Origin of the sequence: Corynebacterium jamesii (assembly GCF_046097395.1) — a bacterium.
GTDB lineage: Bacteria > Actinomycetota > Actinomycetes > Mycobacteriales > Mycobacteriaceae > Corynebacterium.
In genome coordinates this window covers 132,620-159,361 of sequence record NZ_CP175789.1, presented here as the reverse complement: position 1 = coordinate 159,361, position 26,742 = coordinate 132,620, and the positions used below count along the sequence as shown (strand labels likewise).

Annotated in this window: 25 protein-coding genes and 4 pseudogenes; 22 read left to right on the top strand and 7 right to left on the bottom strand. The window is 61.5% G+C overall.

Going from position 1 to position 26,742, the window contains the following annotated elements; translation table 11 throughout:
- Nucleotides 1–3: 3 nt before the first annotated feature.
- A pseudogene (locus ACKFRT_RS00755) lies at nt 4–257 on the bottom strand (HigA family addiction module antitoxin).
- Between the two features lie 224 nt (nt 258–481).
- On the opposite strand from ACKFRT_RS00755, the pseudogene ACKFRT_RS00750 reads away from it, so the two are divergent.
- The 12 genes and pseudogenes from ACKFRT_RS00750 to arfB form a co-directional block, all read left to right on the top strand.
- Nucleotides 482–1,203: pseudogene (locus tag ACKFRT_RS00750) on the top strand (alkane 1-monooxygenase); the annotation flags it as partial.
- 82 nt (nt 1,204–1,285) lie between these two features.
- Complete coding sequence (locus ACKFRT_RS00745) at nt 1,286–1,645, top strand: ArsR/SmtB family transcription factor (protein WP_408925396.1); 360 nt, start codon at nt 1,286–1,288, stop codon at nt 1,643–1,645.
- Nucleotides 1,642–3,534, top strand: coding sequence for a heavy metal translocating P-type ATPase (locus ACKFRT_RS00740; RefSeq protein ID WP_408925395.1), 1,893 nt, complete (start codon nt 1,642–1,644; stop codon nt 3,532–3,534). The genes ACKFRT_RS00745 and ACKFRT_RS00740 overlap by 4 nt, the downstream gene beginning before the upstream one ends.
- 202 nt (nt 3,535–3,736) lie before the next feature.
- The gene (locus ACKFRT_RS00735; RefSeq protein WP_408925394.1) at nt 3,737–3,901 is read left to right on the top strand and encodes a hypothetical protein; all 165 of its coding nucleotides are present in this window, start codon (nt 3,737–3,739) and stop codon (nt 3,899–3,901) included.
- A 506-nt stretch (nt 3,902–4,407) separates the two neighbouring features.
- Entirely contained in the window at nt 4,408–4,758 is a 351-nt protein-coding gene (locus ACKFRT_RS00730; RefSeq protein ID WP_408925393.1) for an FUSC family protein, read from the top strand.
- Nucleotides 4,745–5,275: pseudogene (locus ACKFRT_RS00725) on the top strand (helix-turn-helix domain-containing protein); the annotation flags it as partial. The gene ACKFRT_RS00730 and the pseudogene ACKFRT_RS00725, both read left to right, overlap by 14 nt.
- 100 nt (nt 5,276–5,375) lie before the next feature.
- The gene (locus ACKFRT_RS00720) at nt 5,376–5,594 is read left to right on the top strand and encodes a hypothetical protein (protein WP_108871150.1); all 219 of its coding nucleotides are present in this window, start codon (nt 5,376–5,378) and stop codon (nt 5,592–5,594) included.
- A 64-nt stretch (nt 5,595–5,658) separates the two neighbouring features.
- A pseudogene (locus ACKFRT_RS00715) lies at nt 5,659–5,832 on the top strand (FAD-dependent oxidoreductase); the annotation flags it as partial.
- A 170-nt stretch (nt 5,833–6,002) separates the two neighbouring features.
- On the top strand, nt 6,003–6,413 hold the full coding sequence (locus ACKFRT_RS00710; protein WP_408926131.1) for a hypothetical protein: 411 nt from the start codon (nt 6,003–6,005) through the stop codon (nt 6,411–6,413).
- 129 nt (nt 6,414–6,542) lie between these two features.
- Nucleotides 6,543–7,544 carry an IS481 family transposase gene (locus tag ACKFRT_RS00705; RefSeq protein WP_070777553.1) on the top strand — a complete coding sequence of 334 codons (1,002 nt, stop codon included), beginning with the start codon at nt 6,543–6,545 and terminating at the stop codon, nt 7,542–7,544.
- Between the two features lie 76 nt (nt 7,545–7,620).
- A complete protein-coding gene (locus tag ACKFRT_RS00700) occupies nt 7,621–8,943 on the top strand; it encodes a hypothetical protein (protein ID WP_408925392.1) in 1,323 nt (440 codons plus the stop codon).
- A 303-nt stretch (nt 8,944–9,246) separates the two neighbouring features.
- Nucleotides 9,247–9,690, top strand: a complete 444-nt coding sequence (gene arfB / locus ACKFRT_RS00695) for an alternative ribosome rescue aminoacyl-tRNA hydrolase ArfB (RefSeq protein ID WP_408925391.1) — start codon at nt 9,247–9,249, stop codon at nt 9,688–9,690.
- A 54-nt stretch (nt 9,691–9,744) separates the two neighbouring features.
- Here arfB and ACKFRT_RS00690 read toward each other — a convergent pair whose 3' ends face one another.
- The 3 genes from ACKFRT_RS00690 to ychF are packed head-to-tail and all read right to left on the bottom strand — an operon-like array spanning nt 9,745 to nt 11,446.
- Nucleotides 9,745–10,005, bottom strand: a complete 261-nt coding sequence (locus ACKFRT_RS00690; protein ID WP_070495680.1) for a HigA family addiction module antitoxin — start codon at nt 10,003–10,005, stop codon at nt 9,745–9,747.
- Nucleotides 10,006–10,039: 34 nt separating this feature from the next.
- Entirely contained in the window at nt 10,040–10,321 is a 282-nt protein-coding gene (locus tag ACKFRT_RS00685) for a type II toxin-antitoxin system RelE/ParE family toxin (RefSeq protein ID WP_408925390.1), read from the bottom strand.
- Nucleotides 10,322–10,360: 39 nt separating this feature from the next.
- Nucleotides 10,361–11,446 (bottom strand): redox-regulated ATPase YchF, encoded by a 1,086-nt coding sequence (gene ychF, locus ACKFRT_RS00680; protein WP_408925389.1) that lies wholly within the window; start codon nt 11,444–11,446, stop codon nt 10,361–10,363.
- A gap of 286 nt (nt 11,447–11,732) precedes the next feature.
- Here ychF and ACKFRT_RS00675 point away from each other — a divergent pair, with 286 nt between their 5' ends.
- From ACKFRT_RS00675 to ACKFRT_RS00660, 4 genes are all read left to right on the top strand, one after another.
- Nucleotides 11,733–13,382 (top strand): sodium-dependent transporter, encoded by a 1,650-nt coding sequence (locus ACKFRT_RS00675; RefSeq protein WP_408925388.1) that lies wholly within the window; start codon nt 11,733–11,735, stop codon nt 13,380–13,382.
- Nucleotides 13,382–13,561: a methionine/alanine import NSS transporter subunit MetS gene (gene metS / locus ACKFRT_RS00670; protein ID WP_408925387.1), complete on the top strand. Its 180-nt coding sequence runs from the start codon at nt 13,382–13,384 to the stop codon at nt 13,559–13,561. The genes ACKFRT_RS00675 and metS overlap by 1 nt, the downstream gene beginning before the upstream one ends.
- A gap of 84 nt (nt 13,562–13,645) precedes the next feature.
- Nucleotides 13,646–15,487 (top strand): AI-2E family transporter, encoded by a 1,842-nt coding sequence (locus tag ACKFRT_RS00665; RefSeq protein ID WP_408925386.1) that lies wholly within the window; start codon nt 13,646–13,648, stop codon nt 15,485–15,487.
- A gap of 27 nt (nt 15,488–15,514) precedes the next feature.
- Nucleotides 15,515–16,483 carry a DUF6542 domain-containing protein gene (locus ACKFRT_RS00660; RefSeq protein WP_408925385.1) on the top strand — a complete coding sequence of 323 codons (969 nt, stop codon included), beginning with the start codon at nt 15,515–15,517 and terminating at the stop codon, nt 16,481–16,483.
- 79 nt (nt 16,484–16,562) lie between these two features.
- Here ACKFRT_RS00660 and ACKFRT_RS00655 read toward each other — a convergent pair whose 3' ends face one another.
- Nucleotides 16,563–17,549, bottom strand: a complete 987-nt coding sequence (locus tag ACKFRT_RS00655; RefSeq protein ID WP_408926110.1) for a 4-hydroxy-3-methylbut-2-enyl diphosphate reductase — start codon at nt 17,547–17,549, stop codon at nt 16,563–16,565.
- Nucleotides 17,550–17,624: 75 nt separating this feature from the next.
- Between ACKFRT_RS00655 and xseA the strand changes: the two genes are divergently transcribed.
- Complete coding sequence (gene xseA, locus ACKFRT_RS00650) at nt 17,625–18,911, top strand: exodeoxyribonuclease VII large subunit (protein ID WP_408925384.1); 1,287 nt, start codon at nt 17,625–17,627, stop codon at nt 18,909–18,911.
- A 3-nt stretch (nt 18,912–18,914) separates the two neighbouring features.
- Nucleotides 18,915–19,214 (top strand): exodeoxyribonuclease VII small subunit, encoded by a 300-nt coding sequence (locus ACKFRT_RS00645; protein ID WP_408925383.1) that lies wholly within the window; start codon nt 18,915–18,917, stop codon nt 19,212–19,214.
- Between the two features lie 13 nt (nt 19,215–19,227).
- Here the strand turns inward: ACKFRT_RS00645 and ACKFRT_RS00640 are convergent, their stop codons facing one another.
- Nucleotides 19,228–19,839, bottom strand: coding sequence for a DUF4245 domain-containing protein (locus ACKFRT_RS00640; protein WP_408925382.1), 612 nt, complete (start codon nt 19,837–19,839; stop codon nt 19,228–19,230).
- A 170-nt stretch (nt 19,840–20,009) separates the two neighbouring features.
- On the opposite strand from ACKFRT_RS00640, the gene glpX reads away from it, so the two are divergent.
- The 4 genes from glpX to ACKFRT_RS00620 all read left to right on the top strand — a co-directional run bounded on the left by glpX (nt 20,010) and on the right by ACKFRT_RS00620 (nt 26,005).
- On the top strand, nt 20,010–21,041 hold the full coding sequence (glpX, locus tag ACKFRT_RS00635) for a class II fructose-bisphosphatase (protein ID WP_408925381.1): 1,032 nt from the start codon (nt 20,010–20,012) through the stop codon (nt 21,039–21,041).
- A gap of 178 nt (nt 21,042–21,219) precedes the next feature.
- Entirely contained in the window at nt 21,220–22,623 is a 1,404-nt protein-coding gene (locus tag ACKFRT_RS00630; RefSeq protein ID WP_408925380.1) for a class II fumarate hydratase, read from the top strand.
- Nucleotides 22,624–23,657: 1,034 nt separating this feature from the next.
- The gene (locus tag ACKFRT_RS00625; RefSeq protein ID WP_408926109.1) at nt 23,658–24,419 is read left to right on the top strand and encodes a TetR/AcrR family transcriptional regulator; all 762 of its coding nucleotides are present in this window, start codon (nt 23,658–23,660) and stop codon (nt 24,417–24,419) included.
- Complete coding sequence (locus tag ACKFRT_RS00620) at nt 24,416–26,005, top strand: MDR family MFS transporter (RefSeq protein WP_408925379.1); 1,590 nt, start codon at nt 24,416–24,418, stop codon at nt 26,003–26,005. The genes ACKFRT_RS00625 and ACKFRT_RS00620 overlap by 4 nt, the downstream gene beginning before the upstream one ends.
- Before the next feature lie 18 nt (nt 26,006–26,023).
- Here ACKFRT_RS00620 and ACKFRT_RS00615 read toward each other — a convergent pair whose 3' ends face one another.
- A complete protein-coding gene (locus ACKFRT_RS00615) occupies nt 26,024–26,698 on the bottom strand; it encodes a GNAT family N-acetyltransferase (protein WP_296214418.1) in 675 nt (224 codons plus the stop codon).
- Between the last annotated feature and the right edge of the window lie 44 nt (nt 26,699–26,742).

Here is a 26,742-nt window from a genome sequence, read left to right as displayed (position 1 = left end):
GATTTACGCAACCTGGTGCGGCTTGATCAACTCAAGCTGATCAGCAATCGTTTCACTCTCTACATCATAGTCATAGTGCGACTGCAGGTTGATCCAGAACCGCGCCGTCATGCCAAAAAACGGCCGAGACGCAAGGCAGTGTCCGCAGTGATACGGCGCTTGCCATGCACAATCTCGTTGATGCGTCGAGGCGGAACGCCGATAGACACTGCGAGTTTATGCTGAGAAATACCCGCTGGTTCCAGGAATTCCTCCATAAGGATTTCCCCGGGATGAATCGGAGGGTAAAAACTTGTCATTCCGCTTCCTAGTGACAGTCGACAATCTCCGCGTCACATGGCCCAGCAATGGCCCAGATGAAGCAAATGCGCCATTGGCTGCTAATTCTGACACTGCGCTGCCCTGCTCGGTCGCCACTGAGTTTTTCCCAGTTGGTTACTAGGCGCCACTTTGAGTTCGACCAATTCAGTTGCAGCATTCAGCTGACCGCGGCTGGGAGGCCTTCGGCTACAAGGGCGAAGCGCCCAACGGCGCGGACGTGGCACGAGCCCACCTCGAGGCGTTCATGGCTGCAGTGGACGGCAACAGATTCGCCACCGCCGCACCGCTGGATCGGCAGTACCCCAACATGTTCCAGCCCGGCCTCGCCCTGCCGGTCTTCCCCATGGTGCCCGAGCTGCGTAAGCACATTTTCTACGGCTCCGGCACCCATGCTTCTGCCGAGCAAACCGCCAAGGACGGGCTGAACCTGATGTCCTCCACCCTGTTCCCGAGACCACCGCCGAGACTCTGGGCGAAATCCAGGCGGATCAGATCAGCCGCTACCGCGCCGCGTGGAAGAAGGCGGGCCACGATTGGACGCCGCGCGTGTCGGTGTCCCGCTCCGTCTTCCCCATCGTCGACGGCGCGGACATGCAGTTGTTCGGCATGCAGGCCTCCGGCTCCGATCAGGTGGGCATGCTTCCCGATGTCGGCGCCTCCACCTTCGGCCGCACCTACGCCGCCGAGCCAGACAAGCTCATTGAGCAACTCAAAGCCGACGCCGCCGTCGTGTCCGCCGACACCCTGCTCATCACCATCCCGACCGGCATGGGCGTAGATGTCAACGTGAAAATCTTGGAAAACTTCGCCACCCACGTCGCCCCTGCGCTGGGCTGGCGGCCGAACAGCGAAGGCGCAGTTACCGGCTATCCCATCTTGTAATTCCCGCAGGTCGCAAGCTCTTCGCTCCAACGTCAGCTCAGTGCGTGTTGAATAGTTCAGTGAATACTGTATAGTTCAGCATATGCTGACTATTTCTTCACGCCTCGACGTCATGAACCGGCTCGGCCGGGCCATGGCGGATCCGACGCGCTCCAGAATCCTGATCACCCTACTCGACGGCCCGAGCTACCCGGCCGTGCTTTCGCGCGACCTGGACCTGACCCGCTCGAACGTCTCGAACCACCTGACCTGCTTGCGTGACTGCGGCATCGTCGTCGCCGAGCCGGAGGGCCGCAAGACACGCTACGAAATCGCCGATCCGCACCTCGCGACAGCGCTCAACGCGCTAGTGAACGCGACGTTGGATGTCGACGAAAACGCCCCGTGCATCGACCCTGAGTGCTCGGTGCCCGGCTGCGACGGAAAAGGAGCGGACGCATGAGTTCAGCATGTGGATGCGAACACGAACCAGCCACGGAGATCGAAGATCTCGATCGGCCCTGGTGGAAGGACCCCGAGTTGCTACTGCCGATCTTCTCCGGCGTAGCCCTCTGCATAGGACTGGCACTGGGCTGGTCCGGGCTAGAGACACCCGCGACAGTACTGTTCTGGGTCGGCCTGCTGCTAGGGGCGTATACGTTCGCACCTGGAGCGATCCGGAACCTTGTCACGAACCGCAAGCTCGGCATTGGCTTGCTTATGACGATCAGCGCGGTCGGCGCGGTAATCCTCGGTTACGTCGGAGAGGCCGCGGCGCTAGCGTTCCTGTACTCGATCGCCGAGGCGCTGGAAGACAAGGCGATGGACCGGGCCCAAGGCGGACTGCGGGCACTGTTGAAGCTGGTACCGCAAACCGCGACGGTGCTGCGCGACGGTACGACGGTCGAGGTCGCAGCGAAGGACCTCGTGGCTGGCGAGCTGATGCTCGTGCGCCCCGGAGAGCGGATCGCCACGGACGGCATCATTCGGTCTGGGCGCTCCAGCCTTGACACCTCAGCGATCACCGGAGAATCCATTCCGGAGGAGGTTGCGCCCGGCGACGAAGTGCCCGCGGGAGCAATCAACTCCGCCGGTTCGCTGGAGGTCGAGACGACCGCAGCTGGAACGGACAACTCGCTGACCACACTCGTGGACCTGGTCGAGCAGGCGCAGGCGGAAAAGGGCGACCGCGCCCGGATCGCCGACCGGATTGCCCAACCCCTCGTGCCCGGAGTGATGATCCTCGCGGTGCTGGTCGGCGTGATCGGCTCGCTGCTGGGCGACCCCGAGACGTGGATCACCCGTGCACTGGTGGTCCTGGTCGCCGCGTCGCCGTGCGCGCTGGCAATCTCCGTGCCGCTGACGGTCGTGGCCGCGATCGGCGCGGCCAGCCAGTTCGGAGTGGTCATCAAGTCCGGCGCGGCGTTCGAGCGGCTCGGCGGCATCCGTCACCTGGCGGTGGACAAGACCGGAACCCTTACCCGCAACCAGCCCGAGGTTACCGACGTGGTCCCGGCAGACGGATTCGATCGGGCGCAGGTGCTTGCCTTCGCGGCGGCAGTTGAGCAGCAATCGACGCACCCCCTTGCTGCGGCGATCGCGGCAGCAGTGCCCGAAGCGCCCGCTGCCTTGGACATCAGCGAGGAGGCCGGGCATGGCATCGGCGGCACCGTCGAAGGTCGATGGGTGCTGGTGGGCAGCCCCCGGTGGATCGACGCCGGGCCACTAAAGGCAGACGTTGAGCGCATGGAGTCCGAGGGCCAGACCTGCGTCCTAGTCACCGTCGATGACGCCCTCTCTGGGGCGATCGGGGTCCGCGACGAGCTGCGGCCCGAGGTGCCCGAAGCTGTGCAGACCCTGCACGCCAACGACGTGGAAGTGAGCATGCTCACCGGCGATAACACTCGCACCGCCCGGGCGCTGGCTGAAATCGCCGGAATCGACGACGTGCGCGCCGAGCTTCGCCCGGAGGACAAGGCAAGCATCGTCGCCGAACTCTCCTCCAAGACGCCGACGGCGATGATCGGCGACGGCATCAACGACGCTCCTGCGCTGGCGGGCGCGACGGTGGGCATAGCGATGGGAGCGACCGGCTCTGACGCCGCAATCGAGTCCGCTGACGTCGCCTTCACCGGCCACGACCTCCGACTGATCCCGCAGGCGCTGCAGCACGCCCGTCGAGGCAGCAGGATTATTAACCAGAACATCGTGCTGTCTCTGGCCATCATCATCGTGTTGATGCCGCTGGCGATCAGCGGCGTGTTGGGCCTGGCCGCCGTCGTGTTGGTTCACGAGGTCGCCGAGGTCATCGTGATTTTGAACGGCCTGCGGGCTGCGCGAGCGAAGCGCTGAGACACACCTTCGCCCAGCACGCTGGCTCTCCAGCGCGGATCTTGGAAGGATCGAGCTGCCCAGGGACCAAGCGTCGCCTCAAAACTTTTGATGCCGAGCTTCATCGACACGGTCCGCAACTACCTGGGCAGTGTGTTTGGCAAAGGGCCCCACCCATCAGTGTTGCCGAGGCGTCGCCGGTCCAGTTGCCATAACCGACGAGATGCAGATTCGTCACCGCGGTTTCGCGGCCGCGCATGAGGTGGCGGAATGGACTGAGGGCCGGACGGAAACCAGTGCACCAGATCAGATGGTCGTGGTCGAGCTCGCTCAAGCTATCGAAGATGGGGGTAGCGGTGAGCTGGCCGGAGTCGCGCAGCTCACGTAAATGAGGAAGCGCGACAATGTCCCCGAGGTTCGGGCCGGAATCGCCACCGAGAATCCGGCGGCGGCTGCTCGCGTTACACGTTGAACTTGAACTCCACCACGTGTCGTTGGTAAATAACCATTCCGCGAAAGACAGTAGGTAAATCCAGAGAAGTACCGCAGGATGCGGCCATGGCACTATCGCTCCCGGAACATCTAGCAACTCGGGAAACAGCAGGACACAGGAAGATGCGCGTTACTTGTAGGTACTTTTCATGTAGTAGGGCTGCTGGAGAGATTCACGCAAGAAGGTTCCGACGACGGTACCGCGAGAGCACGGTGGGGTGTCCGCTGCGCGGTTTCGTAAAAAACACAAAAATACGAAACCGTATCGTTTCAGGTAACGGCAGGTATTTACAGGGTATTTCGTAATCACGAAAACGAAAAGAACACAGTACTACCGCGCTATCGAGCGCGTCCTGGGCACCCTCACTGGCATCGCGGTAGCCGGCTTTTTGCTGCCCCCCGATGCAGGGCTGGCAGATCGTCGTGTGGATTGTGATTCTGCAGTCCGTCACCGAGATGTACGTGACCCACAACTACACCATCACCGTCAGCTTCATCACCCCGACCGCCCTGCTGATGGTGCAGACGGTCGAGGCCTCCCCCCATCTGGCCGATGCTGCTCGCCCGCACCGCGGAGACCGTCATCGGCGCGTTCGCGGCGCTCGCCGTCATCGCGGTCGGCTACGTGCACAAGTACCTAGATGTAGTTCCTCGGGAGGTTGTGAACGGGATTTGAGGTCAGAGAAGACCCCCGGTATCGAGGTGGGTAACGACACGCACCCTGACCCGGAGGTCTTCCATGACACACCGTAACGCCCCGATGACCATCGAGGGTAGGCGCCGGCTCGTCTGTCTTGTTGTCGATCACGGCTGGCCCCAGCGACGCGTTGCTGAACGCTTCCAGGTGTCCCCGGCAACGGTGTCTCGCTGGGTGAGCCGGCATCGGGCAGGGACCGGTTTGGCTGACCGCTCGAGCCGTCCGCACTACAGCCCGAACAGGCTCAGCGCACGTACCGAGCGACGGATCATCGCGCTGCGGTTCAACCGCCGATGGGGGCCGCACCGGATCGGCTATCACCTGCGCGTGCCACGCTCGACCGTCGGGCGGGTCCTGGCCCGCTACCGGATGCCGAAGCTGGACTGTATCGATCAGGCCACCGGCCTGCCGGTCCGCCGGCCGGCACCTCACCGGTATGAGGTCGATCAGCCTGGCAAGCTGGTCCACGTCGACATCAAGAAGCTTGGCCGCATCCCTGACGGTGGCGGCTGGCGGGCTCATGGCCGCGGATCGGGCCAGGACCGGAAGGTCCAGTCCTCACGGGGCAAAGCCCGGGTGTAATCTGACCGTGACGGAAATTGCAGGTATCGCCCGGTTCGGGCATGTGATCCCGGCAGGCATGTACCGCTCCCCTCGCTCGAAAGGTTCGACCATGGCCAAGAGTCCCTACTCCACGAAGAACGCAGCATGGATCGTCGTTCTCATCGTCATCGGCATCGCCGTCGTCAGCATGTTCTTCGGCATCGCCGGTGAAGAGCTTTGGCGGCAGCTCCTCGGTGCCGGCATCCTCATCATCGTCGCACTCGTCGTCATCTACTTCTGGCGCCGCGACACCGGAAAGCGCTCGCGCACCGACGACACCACCGTGTGAGTTCCATCCTGCTCTGTCAGGTGCTGCGGAGGCTCGGGGGTCTAGCTGTGAATGACGGCCCGCAGTGACGTCCGCGATCGTCGTCGGCAGCGGTCTGAACGGACTCTCCGCCGCTCTCACCCTTGCCCGCAGCGGCATCGAGGTCACCGTGCTCGAGGCCGCTGCGCAACCGGGCGGGGGTGCCCGATCGGCGGAGGCAACGCTCCCCGGACTTCTCCACGATGAGTGCTCCGGCTTCCATCCGCTGGCCGTCGACAACGCCTTCAGCCGCTCCGTCGACCTCGCGGCCCACGGTCTAGCCTGGGAGTGGCCGGAGATCCAGTACGCCCACCCGCTCGACCACGGCGGGGCGTCGGCGGTGCGCGATGTCTTCGCGACCAGCCGGACCCTGTTCGATGACGGCAGCGCGTGGGCCCGGGTGTTCGGAACCGCAGCCGGCGATTTCCGCGGCCTCACCGACGACCTACTCCGCCCGATGCTCCGCATGCCGGAGCCCGGCAGGGAAGCACCGGGTTCGTCTTCCTCACCGCAGACGGCCGGGATGTCGGCAAGTTCGAAACCCATCTGCTCCTGGCGTCCCCAGGACACACGCAGGTCACCATCGACTGGACACCGCTGGAGCACCCGCCCGATGACCTCGACGAGGTCACCGAGGTCATGTCAGAGCCGCTGAATCTCACGGCCTGCCCGTTCGAGCAGCTCTACGGGCCTGATCGCATCAGCACCTTCGGCGGCGGTTACGGCTTCAATCTCGCAGAGTGCGTCTCCTGGATCTTCGACGTGGAGAAACCACAGGATGACCTCGGCTTAGCCGCCTAGTCAGGATGCTCTCCCACCGCGCCTGCTCTAGGTGTAGTTCCTCGGGAGGTTGTGAACGGGATTTGAGGTCAGAGAAGACCCCCGGTATCGAGGTGGGTAACGACACGCACCCTGACCCGGAGGTCTTCCATGACACACCGTAACGCCCCGATGACCATCGAGGGTAGGCGCCGGCTCGTCTGTCTTGTTGTCGATCACGGCTGGCCCCAGCGACGCGTTGCTGAACGCTTCCAGGTGTCCCCGGCAACGGTGTCTCGCTGGGTGAGCCGGCATCGGGCAGGGACCGGTTTGGCTGACCGCTCGAGCCGTCCGCACTACAGCCCGAACAGGCTCAGCGCACGTACCGAGCGACGGATCATCGCGCTGCGGTTCAACCGCCGATGGGGGCCGCACCGGATCGGCTATCACCTGCGCGTGCCACGCTCGACCGTCGGGCGGGTCCTGGCCCGCTACCGGATGCCGAAGCTGGACTGTATCGATCAGGCCACCGGCCTGCCGGTCCGCCGGCCGGCACCTCACCGGTATGAGGTCGATCAGCCTGGCAAGCTGGTCCACGTCGACATCAAGAAGCTTGGCCGCATCCCTGACGGTGGCGGCTGGCGGGCTCATGGCCGCGGATCGGGCCAGGACCGGAAGGTCCAGTCCTCACGGGGCAAAGCCGCGCGTGCCGGGCAGCCTTCGTCGCGGGGGTATCGGTACCTGCATCACGCCGTCGATGACTACTCCCGGCTGGTGTACTCCGAGATCCTCAATGACGAGAAGAAACACACCGCAGCAGGCTTCTGGAAGCGGGCGAACAGGTTCTTCACCAGTATCGGTGTCGCGATCGAAGCAGTCATGACCGATAACGGGGCTTGTTACCGGTCCGGAGACTTCCAGCAAGCCCTCGGAGATGGGGTCAGGCACAAGCGGACGAGGCCTCGCCGTCCGCAGACGAATGGGAAAGTCGAGCGGTTCAACCGGACGCTGATGAACGAATGGGCCTACGCGAGACCGTATGCCAGTGAGAGTGCTCGCGAGGATTCGTACGCAGCGTTCTTACATGACTACAATCACCACCGAGCCCACACCGCCATCGGGGGACTCTCACCAGCCGACCGCGTTCACAACCTCACGGGGAAGTACACCTAGAGGTCGTGCTGCCGCGGCGATAGGCGCAAGTGCTTTGCGACGAATTTGCAGCCCGCCAGGACTACAATTTCTGATTATGGAGACTTCAAACAAGGACCTAGCTTTCCTGGCAGATGAAGAGGGTCTGCTGACCCTTAGCGAGGAAGATCGCTTCCCCGCCACTTCCGCACCCGCATTTTCGCCTGCGTCACCGCAAGTGCTTTTCCGCGCTAACAATGTGTTGAGCACGATTTCCAACCGGCAGTTCAAATCCGGCAAGTATTACAAGGCAACGGACGAAACTGCGAAGCTACTCCAGCATCGCACGTCGTCTGGACCGGTTCCTGGAGTCCTACGCCGAAGCGATCTTGGGCTCGCCGACAATCCAAGTCGATTCTTCAAACACACCTCGTTTCAAGAGGTGAAGTTTTCGCCCGCCATGGCTTCAGGCGCCGCTGGCATCGCAGCTCAGGCCGCAATTGAGGCAGCAATTGCTGAAATCAGGGAGTATCTAGAGGTCATCGATGAGAAGCTCGATACTCTCCTCCGGCAGCGCAAGGTTGATGCACTGGCACAGCTTGGGGGTATCCAGTACACGATTGAAGAAGCGGACGAACTTTACCGACGCAGCAGTAGTGTCTCCGCAACTACTTGGTCGAAGGTCGACCACCTCGGATCGGCGCTCAACGGCATCGAGTCTTACGCCATCGAACAACTCGATGATGCCGTTGATCAGCTCCGGAAACAGAAGAACAACTCCAAGAAACTTGAAACTTTCTTAGCTGGGCTGAAAGGCGATCTGCCGCTTTGGCTGGGTGTGGCCGCTCGAAGCATCTACCTCCACGATCGGACGTATGTCCTGGAGATCGCCCACGTGAGTGAGTTTGAGCCTCGCCAGCTGGATTCTCACCGTGAGGGAATCCACGACGCGCGCAAGGACCGATTGGAATCGACCACCCGACGTCTGCTCGAGATGGATACAGCCATCCGTGAGACAGCCAAGTTGAGCAATCAGGTCTGGGTGACAAACCCGATTCGTGCTCGCCATATCACCGCGCACGCGAACGAAATTCACGACATTATTAGTGCGTTTGCGCAGCATTTGCGGATGAGCGTGGAGGACGCAGAGCGTCTCCACGTCCAAGGATGGCGTCAATCTGTGGTGTCGCTAGCGGGCGACACCATCGATGCCGCGAACCGCGCCCGCCAATCGGCGGTGGGGCAAGCGCAAAAAGCCACCGAGAAAATTCGCGACATGAACGACGACCGGCTGCTTGCAAAGGCCGCAGAAATCGAAGCGCGACGGGAGCGGGGGGAGCAAAAAGCGCTCGAGTCGACCGGCGACGAAGATCAATCTGCGACAGAAACCCGCACAACGCGACGCGGTTTACGTTTCCGTCGAGACGAGAAGAAAGCATAGAGGTTTTCTCCACGAGATAGGTAGCAGTTATGTTCCTGAGAATCCGTTTGAGCAGCGAGGAAGCATCACTCGTAACGAAGCTTGCGCGTGCTGAGGGCGTAGCTGTTTCCGAGTTTTGCTCGATCCGCCATTGCGGAAAGAATCGAAGATCTGCAGGAACTTCGCTCAGCCGTCGAGATTGACTCCGGTAGGAAGTTCACGATGGATGAGATTTACCGGGAGGTCGGTCGCTGAGACTTACGTTGCAACTGGGCTGCGGTCTAGGTTGGTTGACGCAGGATGCAAGAACGTAGTATGGGCGGCATGCAGGACTTGACCATCGCGCCCGGCCCAGGGATCCCCGGCGGCCTCGTCGTCGCCGCGGCTGACCTGTCGGAGCGGTTCGCAAAGGCATCGGGCCCGGGCGGCCAGGGCGTCAACACCACCGACAGTAAGGTGCAGCTCTCCATCAACATCGCGGAATGCGCATCGCTTTCCGACACCCAACGCCGCCGCGCCCTCCACAACCTCGAACACCGCCTGGACGGCACGGTGCTCACCGTGAGCGCATCGACGCAGCGGTCGCAGGTCCGCAACCGTGCCGAGGGGCGGGAACGTATGGCCATCTTGTTGCGCGAGGCGCTCGCCCCACCGCCTCCCCCGCGGCGGAAAACGAAGCCGACGCGCGGCTCGGTGCGGCGCCGTCTCGAAGCGAAGAAGCGGCGCTCGGAACTCAAGTCCACGCGACAGCGGCCCCAAATTCCCTAGTTCGAACCATCCGCGTGCATATCCTCACGCTGACGGACCTGGTTCGGGTAACCGCTACGCTGAGACAGCTTGGACCGGTTGAATCCGCTCGATTTCCGAGAGGATCTTGTCTTCCGCCACGTCCAAGTCATATTGAGCCTGTAACCCGAGCCAGAACTGGGGGCTCATTCCGAAGAACTTAGCCAAGCGAAGAGCAGTGTCCGCGGTTACAGCCCGCTTCCCGTGAACAATTTCGTTGATCCGGCGGGGCGGAACGCCGATGGAGACGGCGAGCTTGTGCTGGGTGATCCCCATTTCCTTGAGAAAGTCCTCCATGAGGATCTCACCGGGGTGAACCGAAGGGAGCTTGTCAGTGGTAGTCAACGATCTCAACCTCCTCTGGCCCCGCGGCGGACCACCGAAAACAGATCCGCCACTGGTCGTTGATTCGAATGCTGAACTGACCCCGCCGATCACCTTTCAACGTCTCGAGCCGGTTTCCCGGGGGAATCCGTAACTCATCAAGAGTCTGCGCGTACCCAAGCTGGCGAAGCTTACGCAGCGCTACTGAGTGAATGCGGGAATCGATCGAGCGAACCCGCTCTCGATTCCACAGACGCTCAGTGTCCTTGTCAGCGAACGACTGGATCATGCTTCACCCTATCCCCCATAACGCGAAGCGTCAATAACGTTAGACGTTAAATTTGAACTCCACCACGTCGCCGTCGGCCATCACGTAGTCCTTACCCTCCTGGCGCACCTTGCCGTGGGCACGGGCCTCCGCCATGGAACCGAGCTCGTCCAGATCCTCGAAGGCCACGATCTCAGCCTTAATAAAGCCCTTCTCGAAGTCCGTGTGGATCACGCCGGCCGCCTGCGGAGCGGTGTCACCCTGGTGGATCGTCCACGCGCGGGCCTCCTTCGGCCCAGCAGTCAGGTAGGTCTGCAGGCCAAGCGTCGCGAAGCCAGCCTTTGCCAGCGTCTGCAACCCGGGTTCGGTCTGCCCGACGGATTCCAGCAGCTCAGCTGCCTCCTCGTCGTCCAGCTCCAGCAGATCCGCCTCTGTCGCGGCGTCCAGGAACACACAGTCCGCCGGAGCCACCAGTTCGCGCAGCTCCGCCTTCTTGTCCTCGTCGGTCAGCACAGCCTCGTCGGAGTTGAACACGTACAGGAACGGCTTGGCCGTCAGGAAGTGCAGGTCGCGCACCGTCGCCAGGTCGATCTCCCCCAGCGCAGCAGCGCTCGACAACGTACGGCTATCTTCCAGGATCGCCTGGGCCTTCTTAGCTCCCTCAACCTGCTCAGCAAGGTCCTTATTCTTCTTCGCTTCCTTCTCCAGGCGCGGAAGGGCCTTCTCCACTGTCTGCAGGTCGGCCAGGATCAGCTCCGTCTCAATGACGGAGATGTCGCTTGCCGGATCCACGCGACCGTCAACGTGGATCACGTTGTCGTCGGAGAACGCGCGCACCACCTGGCAGATCGCGTCCGCCTCGCGGATGTTCGCTAGGAAGGCGTTGCCCATGCCTTCGCCTTCAGCAGCGCCCTTGACGATACCGGCGATGTCCACAAAAGAGACGGTCGCGGGCAAGATGCGCTCCGATTCGAAGATCTCCGCCAGGCGCGTCAGGCGCGGATCCGGCAGCTCCACCAGCCCCACGTTGGGCTCGATGGTCGCGAACGGGTAGTTCGCAGCCAGAACATCGTTGCGGGTCAGGGCGTTAAACAGCGTGGACTTGCCCACGTTGGGCAGGCCGACGATTCCTAGAGTAAGAGTCACGTGCCCCATCCTATCGCCCGGCCGTTGCTGCCAACAACGCGCCCTTTCTATTGACGCCCACAGTTCACCGCCGAGACCGTTTCTAAAGCCCTTTCAAATCTCCGCAGCCCCACCACCCCACCCCGTAGGTAATCAAACTCAGGAAAAAATTGTGAAAACCCACTATTAGCCCCCTTGCACGGTCGTATAGTAATTGCACCTTAAAAAAACTTGAGGCTTTGCCACCCCTAAAGTCTCGTCTTTCCCCCTTCATGCCCCGAGATGCCTGCAAGAAAGTTGCCTCGCAATGACAACGTCTCAAGCCAACCCCCGTCAGCGACGGGAAACATTCAACTCCCGACTCGTCTTCCTCATGGCCGCCATCGGCTCCGCAGTCGGCCTGGGTAACATCTGGCGCTTCCCCTACGCCGCCTATGAAAACGGTGGCGGCGCCTTCCTGATCCCCTACCTGGTCGCTCTCCTCAGCGCTGGTATTCCGCTACTCTGGTTCGACCTCGCCATGGGGCACCGCTTCCGCGGTTCCACTCCTCTGACATTCCGCCGTACCAGCAAGTACGCCGAGCCGATCGGCTGGCTAAAGGTGGGCGTGAACTTCTTCATTGCAGTCTACTACGCCGCCATCATCGCCTGGGCGGGTATCTACACCTGGAACTCCCTTTCCAAGGCGTGGGGCGACAACGCCGAAACCTATTTCCAGAAAGAGTTCCTTAAGCTCGACGATTCCTCCGCCTGGACCGGTGACTTCGTCATCCCGATTCTGCTGGTCATGGCAGCCGTCTGGGCGGTCTGTATCTTCATTCTGGCCCGCGGCATTAACGAAGGTATCGGCCGCATCACCATGTTCTTCGTACCGGTTTTGGTCGTCCTGTTCGTTGTCATGGTGATCCGCGCCCTGTTCCTCGAGGGTTCCGCCGAGGGGCTGAACGCATTCTTCACCCCGGACTGGAGCGTCCTATCTGACACATCTGTATGGATCGCCGCTTATGGCCAGATCTTCTTCTCCCTGTCCATCGGCTTCGGCATCATGATCACCTACGCCTCCTACCTGAAGCCCCGGACAAACCTCACCGGCACCGGTATGGTTACCGCTTTCGCTAACTCCTCCTTCGAGGTTCTGGCCGGCATCGGCGTATTCGCCACCTTGGGCTTCATGGCCGCACAGTCCGGCACCTCTGTCGAAGAGTCTGTCTCCGGCGGTATCGGCCTGGCCTTCGTCGCATTCCCAACTATCATCAACGAGATGCCGGCGGGTCCCCTGTTCGGTGTGCTCTTCTTCGGTTCCCTGTTCTTGGCCGGCATTACGTCGCTAATCTCCATCATGGAAGTCGTGATCTCCGCGGTGAAGGACAAACTGAACCTGTCCCGGGAGGTCGCCTCGACAAGCGTCGGCGGTGTAATGGCCGTCGTTTCCTGCCTACTATTCTCCACCACCTCCGGCCTCATCACGCTGGACATCATGGACAAGTTCACGAACAACCTGGGCATCGTGATCTGCGCCGTCGCCGCAGTTCTGTCCATCGGCTGGGTTCAAGGGCGCCGCAACGAGATCGCACAGCACCTCAACGCGGTCTCTGAGCTGAGGCTGGGATTCGTGTGGCAAGCTTGCGTGTTCGTCATTACCCCCGCTGTCCTGCTCTACTTCCTGATCGAGGAAATCCGTACCCTGCTCTCCGAAGGCTACGAAGGTTACGCCAGCGGCACGATCTTCGCCTACGGGTGGCTTGTGCTCATCCTCATCGCCCTCGGCGCAGCCCTGTGGTCGACGGTTCCGTTCCGTGGCACCCAGATCCTCGATGGTCTGCCCAGTTCCAACTACGGCGTACCGCCGAAAGGGCGCCGTCTCGACCAGCCAAACCCCCTGTCCACTGCCGCTGCTGACTACCACTCCGCAGCGCCCACCGAAGTCTCCACCCAGAACGAAAAGAGGGAAAGCTAATGACCGGCCCCGCCATTCTCCTCATGGCCCTATTCATCATTGTGATTTGGGGCGGACTGGTGTCGGCGATCCTCATGCTGGCCAAAACCGACGACGATTCCACTGGAGAGCTGGGCACCGCACCCGGCACGGACAATGAATCGCTGTTGAGCGTGAATGCTTCCACCACAGCCAGCTAACAAACCACACAGACCCGCATAAACATGCTCCGGGAGGGCATTTCTAACTCCCGTTTTGGACCTGCGTGAGGCAGAATAGGGAGAATGAACTCCCAGAACCCACACGACAGGTCCTTTCCTAATGAGGATGGCCGTGACTTCGCAGACATTATCGCGGGTTCCCATCGTATGGATACCGAAAATATCCCCATTCCTGGTGACGATCGGGACGAAGAACGACTAGGCGACGGCCCGTTCGCAGACGAGCCCGAAGCCGCCAAGGGGCCGACCATTAGCCCTGATTCTCCCGAAGCTGAACTCGTTGAATCCAAGCGGGCAGAGACCGCCCCCACCGTGGAGGACAAGGGCGAGGCTTTCGTCCAAGAACGCAATACGGCCCGTGCCACCACGGGCAACGAGGAGCCGCTGCAGGAGGATCACGAGCCCGACGGCGAGACTGAAACCGACGACCACCCGGGTATGCGCTCGCGCGCGGCCAAGGTAAAGAAGAAGTCTGAGAGGTCTTCCACCAAGTCGGCCATCGACGAGGAACTCAACCCCGAGCTCCGCGATCGCGCCGAGGTCATCGGCACCACGGGCCGCTGGTTTGCGGGTTGGTGCCTGCGATTCATCATCATTTCTGCTGCGCTGTACCTGGGGTTCCAGGTGTTCGGAAAGCTGTGGGCCGGCATTCTGCCGGTCTGCCTGTCCGTCATCGTGTGTACGGTGCTGTGGCCGGTCGTGCGCTTGCTCCGCAAGGCGAAAATCCCTAATAGCCTGGCCGTGCTCATCACCATATTGGGCTTCTTCGCCCTCATCATCGGCATCTTCGCCGCCATCGCCCCCAGTGCGGTAGAACAGGGCAAAACCATCGTCAACCAGGCCAGCGACGGTATCGGCCGCATCCAAGACTGGCTGCAGGGGCCACCGGTGAACCTGCAGGAGAGCCAGTTCAACGACGGCGTGCAGCAGATCACCGACTGGCTGCAGAACAAGTCCGGTGACATCGCCACGAGCATCGCTGCCTTCGGTACGGAAACCGCCTCCCTGCTGGTCACTCTCTTCGTGATGCTGGTTCTGACGTTCTTCTTCTTGAAGGACGGAGAGAACTTCCTGCCGATGCTGCGTCGCGTGACGGGCCGCCGCGTCGGCTGGCACCTCACCGAGGTCCTGACCCGCTGCTGGAACACCCTGGGCGGCTTCATCCGCACCCAGGCCGTCGTGTCCGCCATCGACGCTATCTTTATCGGTCTGGGACTGGTGCTGATGAACGTGCCGCTAGCAGGCCCGCTGGCCATCCTTACCTTCTTCGGTGGCTTCATTCCCATGGTCGGTGCGTTCGTCGCCGGCGCGCTGTCGGTGCTCATCGCACTGGTGGCCGTAGACTTCAACACCGCCCTCATGGCTCTGCTTCTGGTCGTTGCCGTCCAGCAGCTAGAGGGCAACATCCTGCAGCCGGTGCTGCAGTCCCGCGCGATGAACGTCCACCCGGTTATCATCCTGCTGTCCGTCACCTTGGGCTCCACTCTGTTCGGCATTATTGGTGCCTTCCTGGCCGTGCCGTTCGCCGCCATGATCGCCGTCATCCTGCGGTACATGGGTGACCTGACAGATCTAGCTACAGGCGAGAAAACGTCGCGGGATATCGAGTTCGCAACCACGGCCGGTTCACTCACAGGTGAGCAGTCCGAGCGTGCCGCCCAGCGCTGGCAGGAGCTGCGCAAGGCAATGATGTTGTCCAACTCGCAGAAGTCCGATAAAGCCAAGACCGACAAGAACGCGGCCGCCGCAGCCACGGAGGGTAGTACCACCGCAGCGGTCAGTGATGACGCTACGGATGCCATGGCCGGTAGAAACAATGGGGCGTTCCCCCTTAGCAACACCACGGCACAAATCCGTGGCAAGGTGCAGTCAATCTTTAAGTCCTTCCGTGGCAATCACCAGTAGAGCGAACTGAAGAAGTAGCATTACCCCGTGACCGATAGCAGCCGAACCAGAAGCAATAGTCGCACGAGCGCCACATCGCACAGCGACGGTCGCTCCGTGCACCGTGGTGACCGTAATCGCCGGCCAGCTGAGTTGCTGCAGGAAGATACCCCATCGCACTGGTTCCCTGTCTGGGCGCCCGCACTGGTTATGCTGGCCGTAATCTTCACCGGCCTCGTACTGGCCAAGGGCGATGCCACGATCCCCACCAGCTTCTTCGCGCTTTTTGCGGTGGCAATGATCATTTGCACCGTTTTCGTGGAACCGCGTGGCCTGTTTCTCTCCGCCGCCTCGTTCCCGTTGTTTTATTTATTCGGCTCACTCGCGATCGGTTGGTTTAGCTCTGGCGCGACGACAATTGCGAGCAAGAAGACGAAGGTCATTACATCGATCTACCCCGCCATCGAGCACTTTTTATGGCTGCTGATCCCGTTCCTCGTTGCCGTAGGCATCGCTATTTTCCGCTGGTGGAACTACCGGGAGAACCTCACGCGCAAGGCCGCGAGGTTGGAAATGCAGTGCCGCCGTCGCAGCGAATCCGACCGCAGCAACATCGAAACCTACGGTCGCGCCAAGGAGCGCTCGCAAGCCCGAAGCCAGGCGCGCAGGGGTAATCGTTCTATTGACGACGCCCCCAGCGAAGAACCGGCCCAACGTTCAACGCAGGCGGAACAGGAGGAGCAAGCGCACCGGTCAAAGAGGGAAGGCACCCGCATTCCGCGCGGTGGGAATGCGGTTCCGGCTCCATACCAAACGGGCTTCGACCAGGATGAGGAATTCCTGCGCCCTCATTCGGCTCAGAGTTCAACCCAGCGTTCGACCCAGCGCTCCGGCGCCAGCGCCAAGCGCGTGACCCGTAGTTCCGATCAGCTGCGGGATAACGCTCGGCGCCGCCGGGTTCCGCTCCCGGAGCGCCGCATGTCCCCCCAGCGCTACCTCGACGACGATCACGAGTAGCGCACCCCCAGGCGCCCCTTTGGTTTCCTTGTCCCCACTCTGGTGCGTGTTGCCCCCCTTCCCCCGGGGCGCCCTCACCTTACTTCTGCGTACGCGGCGGGCGCAGCTCGCGGGGTAGGGAGAAGATGAGATCCTCCGTGGCGGTGGTGACCTCCTCGACCTCGCTGAAGCCCTTTTCCGCCAATAGCTCCAACACACCACGAACCAGAATCTCCGGCACCGACGCACCCGAGGTCACACCGACGTGTGCAACGCCCTCGAGCCAGGCCGGATCCACCTGCTCGGCGTAGTCCACCAGGTGCGCGTCCTGCGCGCCGTGCTGCAGTGCAACCTCCACCAGCCGCTTAGAGTTAGAGGAGTTCTGCGAACCGACCACGATCATCAGTTCTACCTTCGGAGCGATCGCCTTCACCGCCACCTGGCGGTTCTGGGTGGCGTAGCAGATGTCATCGGACGGCGGATCCTGAATGTGCGGGAACTTCTCGCGCAGCAGCTTCACAGTCGCCATGGTCTCGTCCACGCTGAGGGTGGTCTGGGACAGCCACACCAGCTTCGTCCCTTCCGGGAAGTCCAACGCGTTCACGTCGTCCTCTCCATCGACCAGGTGCACGACATCCGGCGCCTCGCCCGCGGTACCTTCGACCTCTTCGTGCCCATGGTGCCCGATCAGAATGATCTGGTAGCCCTGCTTTGCGAAGCGCGTGACCTCGTGGTGGACCTTGGTTACCAACGGGCAGGTGGCGTCGAAAGTCTTCAGCTCCAGCTGGCGCGCCTCCTCGTGCACGGCGGGCGACACACCGTGCGCAGAGAACACAACGTTGGAACCGCGCGGAATCTCCGTGGTCTCGTCCACGAAGATCACGCCGCGATCCTCGAAAGTCTTCACGACATGCTTGTTGTGCACGATCTCCTTGCGCACGTATAGCGGTGCACCGTGCTTCTCCAAAGCCTTCTCGACCGATTCGACAGCACGGTCAACTCCCGCGCAGTAACCGCGCGGGGCAGCCAGGTAGACCTTCTTGGTATCGGCAGTTGCCTCGGTAGTTGGGGTAGTCATGTGCCCCATCGTAATGGAAGTCCCAGACACTGCCTATCCCCGCCCATCGCCAGGTGCCCGACCCATCTTTTAGAATGCATAATTATGAGCGCTCCTAATTCTGCAGAGACCCCCTGGGCCGTCGAGCAGCTAAACGGAAAGGTGAAGGACTGGATCCAGAAGCTGGGGTTCATCTGGGTCGAGGGCCAAGTCACACAGGTGAACATGAAAAGCACCTGGCGGTTTTCCTACATCACCCTGCGCGACGTGAACGTCGAGGCATCCGTCTCCCTGACCGTAGAAACCAGCGCGCTGAAGAACTTGGCCACGCCGGTAAAGGACGGCGACCGCATCGTCGTGCTCGGCAAGCCTTCGTTCTATTCCAAGCGCGGCAGTTTTTCCTTGTGGGTTACTGAAATCCGACAGGTTGGCATCGGCCAACTGCTGGCGCAGATCGAGCAATTAAAGCGCGCAATGAGCGCCGAGGGAATCTTCGACCCGCGCTTAAAAGCCCCCCTCCCCTTCCTGCCCACCACCGTCGGCCTGATCACCGGCCGCGGCTCGGCTGCAGAGAGGGACGTGATGGAAGTGGCCAAACGACGCTGGCCCGCCGTGCGCTTCCGGGTGATCAACACAGCGGTACAGGGGCCAAAGACTGTCCCCCAGGTGGTTGATGCGTTGCGGGAGCTAGAACGGGACCCGGCAGTGGACGTGATTATCGTCGCCCGCGGCGGTGGCTCTGTGGAGGACCTGCTGCCGTTTTCGGAGGAGGCGCTGGTCCGCGAGGTATCCCGTGTGCGCACCCCGGTGGTCTCGGCCATTGGGCACGAGCCGGATAATCCACTGCTGGACTTCGTAGCCGACGTCCGTGCAGCCACGCCCACCGACGCCGCAAAGACTGTTGTACCGGACGTGGTGCGTGAACTGCAGATTATCAGCGAAGCTCGACAACGTGGCGCCGGTGCCCTGCGCAGTTGGGTGGCTACCGAACGCAGGGGGTTGTCGCAGATCCGCAGCCGTCCCGTCATGGCTGACCCCAACCTGCCCGTGGTGCGCCAAATGGACATCATTGCGGAGGCATTGCAGCGCAAGGATCGCGCGCTAGGCGTGCACGTCCGCTCGCTGCGCTCCTCCATTGAGTCTCTCAAGGCACAGGTCAACGCACTAGGCCCGTCCCAGACTCTCGCGCGTGGCTACTCGATTGTGCAGGTTCTTCCACGCGACAAATCAGGCGCTCAGGTGGTCACCACCGTGGATCAGGTCGATCCCGGTTCGCAACTGCGCATCCGCGTCCCCGACGGATCCATTACGGCCGCGGCGATGGGTGTACAGGCGGCGCCTGGGGGCGTCCACAATAAAAACAGCAACGACAACGAAACTGGAGAGGCTTAAACAATGGCGGAGAACAACAACAGCACCGGCACGGGAAACAACGCGCAACAGAAGTTCCGCCCGCTCGATCAGCTGAGCTACGAGCAGGCGCGCGATGAGCTGGTGGAGGTCGTGAAGATCCTCGAGCTCGGGCAAATGAGCCTCGATGAATCGTTGAACTACTGGGAGCGTGGCGAGGAGCTCGCCGTGTACTGCGAGGACTACCTCAACGGTGCTTCCAAGCGGATCGAACAGGCTCTACAGCAGCGCGACGAGCGTTCCGGTGCCACACAACAGCAGGCTCCGGGCAACGCGGAGGGCTAGTTAGGCTCGCTGTTTATTTAGCGCCGCCACCCTGGCCGGCCCCGTCGGCAGCATCTTCAACGTCGATGGGCTCCGTCGCAGCTATTTTCTCCGCGGCAGTGCGGGTCTGCTCTTGGGAGGCCATAGCCTCAATAGCCAGGCGCACATCGCCCAGGTCGGCGACCCAAAGCGGACGGGCATCCTCACCCGTGAAGATGTGCCACTCGACATCGCCCGTGGTCTCCGTGTCGGTCTCCTCCCGCAAGGAATCGTCTGGCTGGGTGGCGGCCTTGAAGTCGGCACCAGTCTGAGTCAATGAAATGTAGTTTTCCCCGTTGACTACCCAGCCGACCAGGCTGGATGGTTCGCCGCCGACCATCACCCGGCGAGCGGAGTTCGGAACCCAGCCCTCCGGCATCTCTGGATTGCGGATCGGAATGTCCAGGCTGCGGGCATCCATCTGCAGCACGGAAGCCGCATCAACCTCCTGCACCGGACCCGAACGATCAGCCTCTCCAGGGTCAAAGGAGCACAGGCCCGTGAACCCGACCGTCAGGAACATGGCAACCAACAACACCACCAAGGACAGCACAATGTCCTTGGTGGATTGAAACGCGCGGGGTTTTTGAATCTGCACGTCCGTCATTATCGCATTAGCCCCGCTGGCCCGGCCAAATTAACCCTGGGTAGGGCTAGACAATCCAGTACCTGGCAGAGCCTAGGACAGCGCCGGGTTGAAATAGTGCACAATGGAAGAAGAGTGGAAATAATTACCTATCAGCCACCACATCAGCAACAGAAAAGAGCTTGAAGATCATGTCTACTGAGCACATCCCTGCTGTCTCCCCCAACCCGGAGGCCCCGGATCGCAACCTGGCAATGGAGCTGGTTCGCGTGACCGAGGCCGCCGCCCTAGCCTCCGGCAAGTGGGTCGGCCGTGGACAGAAGGAATCCGGCGACGGCGCAGCCGTGGATGCGATGCGCCAGATGATCAACTCCGTGCAGATGGACGGCGTTGTGGTGATCGGTGAGGGCGAGAAGGACGAAGCCCCGATGCTGTTCAATGGCGAGAATGTCGGCACTGGCAACGGTCCGGCCGTGGACATCGCCGTCGACCCGGTGGACGGCACCACCCTGATGGCTGAGGGTCGCCCGAACGCCATCTCCGTGATTGCGGCCGCCGAGCGTGGTTCCATGTACGACCCGTCGGCCGTGTTCTACATGCGAAAGATCGCCGTAGGCCCGGAGGCCGTGGGCAAGGTCGACATCGATGCACCGGTCGCCGACAACATCAAGGCCGTAGCCAAGGCCAAGGGCACCGTCCCGGGCGACATCACCGTTGTCGTGCTGGACCGTCCGCGCCACGCAGACCTGATCCGCGATATCCGCGAGGCCGGCGCGAAGGTCCGCCTGATCGGCGACGGCGACGTGGCCGGCGCCGTGGCAACCGCGCAGGATAACTCCACTAACTCCGTGGACATCATGATGGGCATCGGCGGCACCCCGGAGGGTGTTATCGCCGCAGCCGCCATGAAGTGCATGGGTGGCGAGATCCAGGGCAAACTGTGGCCGAAGGACGAGGCGGAGCGCCAGAAAGCTCTGGATGCGGGCCACGACCTGGACCGTGTGCTGACCACCGACGACCTGGTGAACTCCGAGCACTGCTACTTCGTGGCCACCGGCGTGACGAATGGCGACATGGTTCGCGGTGTCTCCTACCACCGCAACTCCGCCACCACACGCTCCCTGGTTATGCGCTCTCGTTCCGGCACAATCCGCTTCGTCGAGTCGCACCACCAGCTGGCGAAGCTGCAGTCCTACTCTGTGCTGGATTACACCCGTAACTAGCTCTTTTATGACGCCCCCACGGCGCAACCGCCCTTTAAGGCCTTTTAGGTAAATTGGGCGGTGTCCGTGCGGGGCACGAAAAACAATCCGCTTTCGGCACGGTTCCCGGCTTGTAAGCCCTTTGGAGGGTTCGAAGCGGGAGGCGTCAAAAAGCTAAGAAGATAAAGGTGATGAAAGAATGACCGAGCAAGAATTCCGCATTGAACACGACACGATGGGCGAGGTTAAGGTTCCCGCGAAGGCTCTGTGGCGTGCACAGACACAGCGCGCAGTGGAGAACTTCCCGATCTCCGACCGTCCGCTGGAGTCCGCACAGATCCGCGCAATGGGTCTGCTGAAGGCGGCCTGCGCGCAGGTGAACAAGGACCGTGGCCTACTGACCGACGAGCAGGCGGATGCCATCATCTCCGCTGCCAAGGAGATCGCTGAAGGCAAGCACGATGCTGAGTTCCCGATCGACGTGTTCCAGACCGGCTCCGGTACGTCTTCTAACATGAACACCAACGAGGTCATCGCCTCCATCGCCAAGAACAATGGCGTGGAGATTCACCCGAATGACCACGTGAACATGGGCCAGTCCTCCAACGACACCTTCCCGACCGCCACCCACGTGGCCGCCACCCAGGCTGCCGTGAACGACCTGATCCCGGGTCTAAAGGTGCTGCACGACTCCCTGGCTAAGAAGGCCAAGGAGTGGGAGACGGTTGTGAAGTCCGGCCGCACCCACCTGATGGATGCTGTTCCGGTTACCCTCGGCCAGGAGTTCTCTGGCTACGCCCGCCAGATCGCCGCTGGCATCGAGCGCGTCGAGGCCACCCTGCCCCGCCTGGGCGAGCTGCCGATCGGCGGCACCGCAGTGGGCACCGGTCTGAACACCCCGGCTGACTTCGGCGCGAACGTTACCGCCGAGCTGGTAAAGCTGACCGGCGTAGAGCAGCTGCGCGAGGCAGAGAACCACTTCGAGGCGCAGGCCAACCGCGACGGCCTGGTTGAGTTCTCCGGCGCCATGCGCACCATCGCTGTGTCCCTGAACAAGATCGCCAACGACATCCGCTGGATGGGCTCCGGCCCGCTGACCGGCCTGGGCGAGATCCACCTGCCGGACCTGCAGCCGGGCTCCTCCATCATGCCGGGCAAGGTCAACCCGGTTCTGTGTGAGACCGCTACCCAGGTGGCCGCGCAGGTTATCGGTAACGACGCTGCCGTTGCCTTCGGCGGTTCCCAGGGCGCGTTCGAGTTGAATGTCTTCATTCCGATGATGGCTCGTAACGTGCTGGAGTCTGCGAAGCTGCTGGCCAACACCGCCCGCGTGTTCGCAGAGAAGCTGGTCGACGGCATAGAGCCGAATGAGGAGCGCATGCGCACCCTGGCTGAGTCTTCCCCGTCCATCGTCACCCCGCTGAACTCTGCCATCGGTTACGAGGCTGCGGCAAAGGTTGCTAAGACCGCTCTGAAGGAGGGCAAGACCATCCGCCAGACTGTGATTGATCTGGGCTTCGTCGACGGTGAGAAGCTGACCGAGGAGGAGCTGGATAAGCGCCTCGACGTTCTGGCTATGGCTAACACCGACCGCGACAAGTAGGCGAAAAGTTAGTACTGACGCTGTCCCGTGGCTAGCTGGCTAGCTGGTCACACTAGCCGGGCCGCCCTAGCCGGGTCACACTGGCCGGGCCGCCCTAGCCGGGCCATCCTGGCCGGGTCATCCTGGCTGGGTCGCCCTAGCCAGGCCATCCTGGCTGGGCCATCCTGGCTGGGTCGCCCTGGCTAGCCCGCAAACTGCGCCGACATACCCGCTGTTGCTTTCCGAAGGCACTGGTGCTTCTATTCACCGTTTTTGAACGAGCGACAGCGGGTTTTCCTATTGTGTGGCCCCGGCTGGCTCCACCGCTTCTTTCTTGCCGCCTTTTCCAGCCCCTTCTGTCCCGATCGCCTCCCACTACCCACAGCCTCGCCCCTGCCATCCGCACCTCTTCATGAAATATCCACGGTTCACCACCCCCTCATACCACCTCTGCATAAGGCACCTGCCGCTAACTACCCGCCATTAATCACACCAGCACCACAAGTAATCACACCAGCACCACAAGCTTCATGAATGTCGGAAAAGTTGCAAAACTCTTCTTCTCGCTTAAGCGCATATCAACTCGCAAGTCTCTGACCTGCACTTTTACATTAATGGAAAAGGCTCCCAACAGTGTTTTGCAACTTTTCCGACAATCAGCCCTCTGAATTGCAACTTTTCCGACACTTAAGCACCGCACGAACCAAAACACACTGGCCCGCGACGTGAACTACACAGCACCCCCAACCGCCACGCGAACCCTACTGCCCCGCCACAGCACACCATCCACAGCGCACCCACCGGACGAACACCGACACTCCCGCCACAGCGCACCCACCCACAGTACAAACCGTTAACCCCAACACTTCCGCCGTAGCTCACCTATCCACAGCGCAAACCGTTAACCCCAACACTTCCGCCGCAGCTCACCTATCCACAGCAGACCATCCACTCCACAAACCGTTAACCACGCCACACCACGCAAAGCCTTATGGGGAATCACACAAATCTTGCACTGGTTAAAACTTTGCACTCGGTGTAAGTTTAAGCGAGTGATGAATTCAAATAGCTCAGATCCCGCCACCATGGGGTTGCGCGAGCGCAAACGCCTGGAAACCAGGCTAAGGATCGAGGACGAGGCCACCCGCCTCTTCCTCGATCGATCCTTTGATGGAGTCACCCTGGAGGAAATCTGCGACGCCGCCGACATTAGCCGCCGCACCTTCTTCAATTACTTCTCTTCAAAGGAACACGTCGCGGTCGGCAAACAACCTCCCCTGCTCACCGACAATGACTTCTCCGACCTAGAGAACTTCACCCCCACCCAAGGCAGCCTGCCCCAATACCTCTACGACATGCTGACCCAAAAGCGCATCGAGGAGGCCAGAAAGTCGGACAATGCCAACCTCGATCCGGAATTGGCAGAGTCGATACGGTGGCGTCGATCCCAAATAATAAAGAGATTTCCCAGCCTGGCACTGGCCAAGCTCGCCAGTTACGAAAAGCTGCGCAGCGACCTTGCCGAGGCAGTGAGCCGGAACCTCAAAAACAACCCTTGCAACCGCAGTACCCAGTTGGAGGCGATGGAGGAAGCACACCTCATCGTCACCGCAGCAACGACCGTGCAATGGGCCGCTGCCACCTCAGCCACTCGTAGCGGCAGAACGCTGACCAGCACAAAGGATTTCGACATTCCTCTCGCTGGCCTACAGCAAATCTTCGCCGGTATGAAGCCCACCACCACACCCACCACCACACCAGCCACCCAACCTATCGCAGAAGACAACTTGCAGAACCCCAAGAAGGAGCGCCCATGAAAGACACACGCGAAGAAGCCGCAGCAGCCAAGGCGCGGCTAGACGCGGCGGACAAGCAGCGCCAGGAAAACCACAACAACGTCCCCCTCGTCTTTAGCTGCCTGATGCTGGGCATGCTGATGTCCTCGCTGGGCCAGATGATCTTCTCCACCGCCCTGCCGACCCTCGTCGGCGAGCTTGGCGGTGCAAACAAAATGAGCTGGGTCATCACCAGCTTCCTACTCACAATGACCATCGGCATGCCCGTCTACGGCAAGTTGGGCGACCAGATGGGGCGCAAGCCGCTGTACCTGGTGGCAGTTTCCCTGTTCTTGGTCGGCTCCGTTATTGGCGCCCTGGCGCAGAGCATGAACATGATGATCGTCGCCCGTGGCGTACAGGGGCTCGGCGCCGGTGGCCTCATGATCGGCGCGCAGGCCATCATCGCTGACGTTGTCTCCGCTCGTGACCGTGGCCGCTACATGGGCATCATGGGCGGCGTATTCGGCCTGAGCTCCGTGCTAGGGCCGCTGCTGGGTGGCTTCTTCACCGATGGTCCCGGCTGGCGCTGGGCGCTGTGGTTCAACGTTCCACTGGCAGTTATTACACTGCTGATGGTCTTCTTCAATCTGAAACTACCGCAGCGCGGCTCCGGTGCACGCCTGGACGTGCCGGGCACTGTCTTGATGGCCGGCGCCACTAGTTCACTGATTCTGCTACTCACCTGGGGCGGTCGTGACTATGCCTGGTCCAGCCCCGTAATCATCGGCCTAGGCGTAGCTGCTGTAGTGCTGTCTGCGCTGTTCGTCGTGGTGGAGCGCAAGGCACAGGATCCGTTGATTCCGATGCAGCTGTTTACCGTCCGCAACTTCGTGGTCACCACCCTGGCAGGCACAATCACTGGCGTGGTGATGTTCGGCGTGCTGGCCTACATGCCCACCTACATCCAGATGGTCCACGGCATGACCCCCACGAAGGCCGGACTGATGATGATTCCGATGATGGCCGGCATGATCGTCACCGCCACCGCGTCTGGCCAGTATGTTTCCCGCACTGGCCGGTACAAGTGGTTCCCCGTCGCGGGTCTGCTCGTCGCCGCTATGGCGGTTGGACTTATGGGTCTTTTTGACGCCCACGATTCCCTTCTGCACCTTGGCCTCGTCTTGGCCCTCATGGGTGTTGGCCTGGGGCTTTCGATGCAGATCCTGGTCCTGATCGTGCAGAACTCATTCCCGATCTCGATGGTGGGCACTGCGACGGCTTCGAACAACTTCTTCCGCCAGATTGGCGGTACGGCTGGCTCCGCCATCATCGGTTCACTATTCACACACCGCGTGTCAGATCTGATGGGTCAGCGCCTGCCCGGCGCGTTGCAGGAGATGGGGCCGCAAGGTGCTCCGTTTGCAGAGAAGTTCCAAGGCGACGGCAGCGCACGCCTCACCCCGGAGATTGTCGATACCCTTCCGGGACCGCTACACGAGGCGATTACTACCGCGTACAACGACGCGCTGGTTCCAGTGCTGGGAGCGATGGCTCCAGCGGCTGTACTGGCCGCGCTCATTCTAATCCTGGTTCGCCAGGATAATCTGAAGGAGACCGTCGAGTAGCCCCCAGCAATTCCGCAGCTATTCGGATTCTTCGGCCGAGTGCTCCAGGTTCTGCTGGTAGTACTCCCAGGCCGGTCCTCCCTCGAGGATCCTCTCCATCACCATGTTGTGGCGCCACGTCCCCTTCTTCGGGCCGTAGTTCATGTGGGACATGCAGTGGAAAATACCCACCTTCTCGAAGCCGCGGGAAACGTGCAAACGCACGGAACCCTCGTTTTCCGGGAAGATGCTGGAGTGCATTGCCCAGTGCCCTTGGTCGGCTGCGTCTTTGAGCAGGCGGTCCAGCAAGCTACCTGCCACGCCTTTGCCGGCAGCATCCTTGTGGACGTAGATCGAATCTTCCAGCACACCGTCGAAGACATCGCGGTGGCTGGCGGAGGTGGCGGTGATCCACCCCAGGATCTTTTCCCCATCCTCGCCCAGCCCCGCAGCCGGGGCAGCTGCGGGGTCGGTGTCGATGGCGACGAAGGAGAGCTCTGGCAGGCGGTGGCGCATGAAGTCTTCCCACGCCTCCGGCGCGCTTTCCTCGAAAGTAGCCTCGCCCGTATCCATCCCGGCCTGCAGGATGTTTTGGACCTGCGGGTAGTCTTTCTCCTCCATCAAGCGGATGGAGACAGCCTGCTTGGCACTGTTCTCAGCATTATTGCCAGCACTGCTGGTTGCAGTGCTCCCTGCGGTATTCGCGGAAGTCATGGAAGAAATTGTGCCTCACAACCCATCGTTTACGCCACCTGACC

What these genes read in the sequence shown, in the direction of transcription:
- ACKFRT_RS00745 (WP_408925396.1), top strand. Translation starts at nt 1,286, where the DNA reads ATGCTGACTATTTCTTCACGCCTCGACGTCATGAACCGGCTCGGCCGG.
- ACKFRT_RS00740 (WP_408925395.1), top strand. Translation starts at nt 1,642, where the DNA reads ATGAGTTCAGCATGTGGATGCGAACACGAACCAGCCACGGAGATCGAA.
- ACKFRT_RS00735 (WP_408925394.1), top strand. Translation starts at nt 3,737, where the DNA reads ATGCAGATTCGTCACCGCGGTTTCGCGGCCGCGCATGAGGTGGCGGAA.
- ACKFRT_RS00730 (WP_408925393.1), top strand. Translation starts at nt 4,408, where the DNA reads ATGCAGGGCTGGCAGATCGTCGTGTGGATTGTGATTCTGCAGTCCGTC.
- ACKFRT_RS00720 (WP_108871150.1), top strand. Translation starts at nt 5,376, where the DNA reads ATGGCCAAGAGTCCCTACTCCACGAAGAACGCAGCATGGATCGTCGTT.
- ACKFRT_RS00705 (WP_070777553.1), top strand. Translation starts at nt 6,543, where the DNA reads ATGACACACCGTAACGCCCCGATGACCATCGAGGGTAGGCGCCGGCTC.
- ACKFRT_RS00700 (WP_408925392.1), top strand. Translation starts at nt 7,621, where the DNA reads ATGGAGACTTCAAACAAGGACCTAGCTTTCCTGGCAGATGAAGAGGGT.
- arfB (WP_408925391.1), top strand. Translation starts at nt 9,247, where the DNA reads ATGCAGGACTTGACCATCGCGCCCGGCCCAGGGATCCCCGGCGGCCTC.
- ACKFRT_RS00690 (WP_070495680.1), bottom strand. Translation starts at nt 10,005, where the DNA reads ATGGAGGACTTTCTCAAGGAAATGGGGATCACCCAGCACAAGCTCGCC.
- ACKFRT_RS00685 (WP_408925390.1), bottom strand. Translation starts at nt 10,321, where the DNA reads ATGATCCAGTCGTTCGCTGACAAGGACACTGAGCGTCTGTGGAATCGA.
- ACKFRT_RS00675 (WP_408925388.1), top strand. Translation starts at nt 11,733, where the DNA reads ATGACAACGTCTCAAGCCAACCCCCGTCAGCGACGGGAAACATTCAAC.
- metS (WP_408925387.1), top strand. Translation starts at nt 13,382, where the DNA reads ATGACCGGCCCCGCCATTCTCCTCATGGCCCTATTCATCATTGTGATT.
- ACKFRT_RS00665 (WP_408925386.1), top strand. Translation starts at nt 13,646, where the DNA reads ATGAACTCCCAGAACCCACACGACAGGTCCTTTCCTAATGAGGATGGC.
- ACKFRT_RS00655 (WP_408926110.1), bottom strand. Translation starts at nt 17,549, where the DNA reads ATGGGGCACATGACTACCCCAACTACCGAGGCAACTGCCGATACCAAG.
- xseA (WP_408925384.1), top strand. Translation starts at nt 17,625, where the DNA reads ATGAGCGCTCCTAATTCTGCAGAGACCCCCTGGGCCGTCGAGCAGCTA.
- ACKFRT_RS00645 (WP_408925383.1), top strand. Translation starts at nt 18,915, where the DNA reads ATGGCGGAGAACAACAACAGCACCGGCACGGGAAACAACGCGCAACAG.
- ACKFRT_RS00640 (WP_408925382.1), bottom strand. Translation starts at nt 19,839, where the DNA reads ATGACGGACGTGCAGATTCAAAAACCCCGCGCGTTTCAATCCACCAAG.
- glpX (WP_408925381.1), top strand. Translation starts at nt 20,010, where the DNA reads ATGTCTACTGAGCACATCCCTGCTGTCTCCCCCAACCCGGAGGCCCCG.
- ACKFRT_RS00630 (WP_408925380.1), top strand. Translation starts at nt 21,220, where the DNA reads ATGACCGAGCAAGAATTCCGCATTGAACACGACACGATGGGCGAGGTT.
- ACKFRT_RS00625 (WP_408926109.1), top strand. Translation starts at nt 23,658, where the DNA reads ATGAATTCAAATAGCTCAGATCCCGCCACCATGGGGTTGCGCGAGCGC.
- ACKFRT_RS00620 (WP_408925379.1), top strand. Translation starts at nt 24,416, where the DNA reads ATGAAAGACACACGCGAAGAAGCCGCAGCAGCCAAGGCGCGGCTAGAC.
- ACKFRT_RS00615 (WP_296214418.1), bottom strand. Translation starts at nt 26,698, where the DNA reads ATGACTTCCGCGAATACCGCAGGGAGCACTGCAACCAGCAGTGCTGGC.